The 2807-nt window shown below is 42.3% G+C and carries 3 protein-coding genes and 4 tRNA genes; 4 read left to right on the top strand and 3 right to left on the bottom strand.

Annotated features, from left to right (window positions below):
• From PHQ42_05410 to PHQ42_05400, 3 genes are all read left to right on the top strand, one after another.
• Positions 1 to 492, top strand: a 492-nt coding sequence (locus PHQ42_05410; GenBank protein ID MDD5072135.1) for a DHHA1 domain-containing protein, incomplete at its 5' end; no start/stop codon positions are given.
• A 49-nt stretch (positions 493 to 541) separates the two neighbouring features.
• Positions 542 to 613, top strand: a tRNA-Cys gene (locus tag PHQ42_05405).
• Positions 614 to 638: 25 nt separating this feature from the next.
• A tRNA-Leu gene (locus PHQ42_05400) sits at positions 639 to 722 on the top strand.
• A 55-nt stretch (positions 723 to 777) separates the two neighbouring features.
• Here the strand turns inward: PHQ42_05400 and PHQ42_05395 are convergent.
• The 3 genes from PHQ42_05395 to PHQ42_05385 form a co-directional block, all read right to left on the bottom strand.
• Complete coding sequence (locus PHQ42_05395; protein ID MDD5072134.1) at positions 778 to 1380, bottom strand: hypothetical protein; 603 nt, start codon at positions 1378 to 1380, stop codon at positions 778 to 780.
• Positions 1381 to 1578: 198 nt separating this feature from the next.
• Positions 1579 to 1650: transfer RNA gene (locus PHQ42_05390), tRNA-Gly, on the bottom strand.
• 82 nt (positions 1651 to 1732) lie between these two features.
• A tRNA-Pro gene (locus tag PHQ42_05385) sits at positions 1733 to 1803 on the bottom strand.
• Positions 1804 to 1894: 91 nt separating this feature from the next.
• Here PHQ42_05385 and PHQ42_05380 point away from each other — a divergent pair.
• A complete protein-coding gene (locus PHQ42_05380; GenBank protein ID MDD5072133.1) occupies positions 1895 to 2683 on the top strand; it encodes a HAMP domain-containing sensor histidine kinase in 789 nt (262 codons plus the stop codon).
• Positions 2684 to 2807 lie beyond the last annotated feature (124 nt).

Here is a 2807-nt window from a genome sequence, read left to right as displayed (position 1 = left end):
GGCATAATCGATGATACCGGCGCTTTTTGCCATCCGAATACCACGGCAACCACTTTAAAAATAGCCGGCCAATTGATGGCCAGCGGAGGACGTTGGCAAAAAATACTTGAGGCCAGAAAACAGGATTTGCCGCAAGAAAAAGCGCTTGCCTTGAATCAGGCTCTTGCCAATTTGGAAGTTGATAAAAAAGCCGGCCTGATTTTTTCTTTTATAGACTATCAATTGGTTTCCCGGTCGGCTAACGGCCTTGGGGAAATAAAAATTGCCGGCATTTTAAGCAATATCCCCGAAGCCAAGATTGCCCTTTCTTTAATCGAAAAAACACCGGGAATAATCGATGTCTCTCTCCGGTCTCAGAAAAACCGCGGAATTAATGTAGATAAAATTGCCCAATGCTTTGGCGGCGGAGGACATAAGCTGGCCGCCGGTTTTAAGAGCCAACTGACTAAAGAAGAAATAATCGAAAAAATAAAAAAGATAATGGAAGGATAATTGAAGTTGAATACTTGATTTTTTTATGTTAAAAAAAGAATAAGCACCTGGCCAGGTAGCCAAGTGGGAAGGCGGAAGTCTGCAAAACTTCTATGAATGGGTTCGATTCCCATCCTGGCCTCAAAAAAATTGCAATCACTAAAAATGCCGCGGTGGTGGAACAGGCAGACACAAGGGACTTAAAATCCCTCGGCCGAAAGGCCATGCGAGTTCGATTCTCGCCCGCGGCACTATAACCAAAACCCCGCCTAAGGCGGGGTTTTGGTTATTCTATTCTATTATTTTTTATTCAACAATTTCAAAAGCCAGACTTTTAACGCCAAACTGCAGGGCCAGGGTTCTTGAGGGCATCCAAATATCAATTTTATGGCTATTCTTTTTGGCCATCCGGTCCTCAACGATAAAAATTTTATCACCATACATCTCCGGAAATTTAACCTTCGTGTCAAAAGGCAAAAAGTTACAAGCCACAATACCATCATAAACATAAGTTCCATTGGCTGTAATAAAAGGGGAGCTGTCTGTTTGATCGGGCGTACTTGAATAAGCTGTAACTATAACTTTCTTTATTTTTTTCTCAATTGAAGTTTTTTCAACTTGTTTTTTATTTTCTTCACTGCAACCATTGGCCGAGAAACAAACCGGCTGAAGAAAAATATTACTTTGTAAAACCAGGCCATTTTCATTCTCCAGCTCAGAAATAGCCATCGAGTTTGGACCGGCAGCCGAAACAGCATAAATATCAGAAGAATTAGTCAGGCCGTTATCTTGCGCTACCGCCTGCGGTAAAAAGGCGATGAATAACCGTCCGATTAAGACAGCCATTGCGAAAACGGCAAAAGGGGTTTTTGCTATATAATTATTAAGTTTTGAAGTCCATTTTATCATATTTTTACCCAAAGCCGAGGGTCTTGTCCTCGGTTTTTGGCTCTAATATTGACTATTATGGCAAACAAAAAATCCCTTTTCAGGGATTACTTATATTAGCACAACTTGTCTTAAAATGTCAAGGTTTAGGTACCGGAGGCTGGCGGGAAGGTTTTAGCCTTAAAATACCCTTTGATTTTCCTCTAACCATTATTTATGAGCGGGTAAGGGGAATCGAACCCCTGTCATCAGGTTGGAAACCTGAGGTAATAGCCTCTATACGATACCCGCCTACGCTTTTGCTTCGGCAAAAGCTTCGGCGGGCAAGCCCGCTAAATTTATGGCTTGCCGATTTGAAGTATTTGGCGAAGAGTCGGGCCGCGGGGATTTGAACCCCGACTAAATGCTCCCAAAGCACTCGTGCTACCATTACACTACGGCCCGATGCAAAATATATTGCCATTGTATCTTAAAAAAAAGCAACCTTCAAGTTTCCAATTGCTGGAAATTTTATATCTATGGTATAATTTTATCAATGGAAAAAAATAGCAACCTCTTATATAAACTCCATCTTTTCAAGGATTGCCAGAATTATAATCTCTCCCTGTGGGAATGTCCCAGTTTTATATTTTTGGTTTTGGGCGTCCTCAATATTACGGCGATGGTCAGCACTTATTTTATCGCCAACCGCTATACCGACCAGCCGGAAATAGTAGCTCTGATTGTTATTGTTGTCTCTGCTTTTATCTTTATTCTTTCCCACTCAATCACTCAGGGCTTTGACAAGCTTGCCCAGGCCAATAAAATGAAAACGGAATTTGTGAGCGTCGCCTCGCATCAGTTGAGGACGCCGCTGGCAGCTATACGCTGGACCCTGAACTTGATAAATGACGGCCACGTTTTAAGCCAGGCCGATATGACTGCTTATTTGACTATGGTTAAGGAAAGCAACGAAAGAATGATCCGGCTGGTCAATGATTTGCTTGATGTTTCCCGGATAGAGATGGGCCATCTGACTTTTTTCCCGAAGCAAACAAATATTTATGTTCTGGTTGAAAAAATAGTCAAAGCTTCCGCTCCTTTCGCCCAGGCCAATAATGTTACCCTAAGCATGGAGGCGCCCGAGACCTTGCCCAACGTTTTGACTGATCCGGAAAAAATTTCCATCACAATTCAAAATTTAGTCGACAACGCCATAAAATACACGAAAGGAAAGGGTGAGGTGAAAGTTTCGATGGAAGCCGACAGTAAATTTGTAAGGGTAGCCGGCAAAGACAAAGGAGTCGGTATCCCCCAGTCTCAACAAAAACATATTTTTAAATAATTCTTCCGATCCGACAATGTTATGAAAAATCAGACCGTCGGCACCGGCCTGGGATTATTTATCGCCCATTCAATCGTTGAAGAAAGCAAAGGGAAAATCTGGTTTGAATCAAAAGAGGGGGAGG

It is taken from the genome of Patescibacteria group bacterium (genome assembly GCA_028711655.1).
In the GTDB taxonomy this organism is placed as follows: domain Bacteria; phylum Patescibacteriota; class Patescibacteriia; order Patescibacteriales; family JAQTRU01; genus JAQTRU01.
This window is presented reverse-complemented; position numbering and strand designations above follow the sequence as displayed.

Bases quoted from the DNA above. Each gene is read 5' to 3' on its own strand.
- PHQ42_05395 (MDD5072134.1), bottom strand. From the start codon at position 1,380: ATGATAAAATGGACTTCAAAACTTAATAATTATATAGCAAAAACCCCT.
- PHQ42_05380 (MDD5072133.1), top strand. From the start codon at position 1,895: ATGGAAAAAAATAGCAACCTCTTATATAAACTCCATCTTTTCAAGGAT.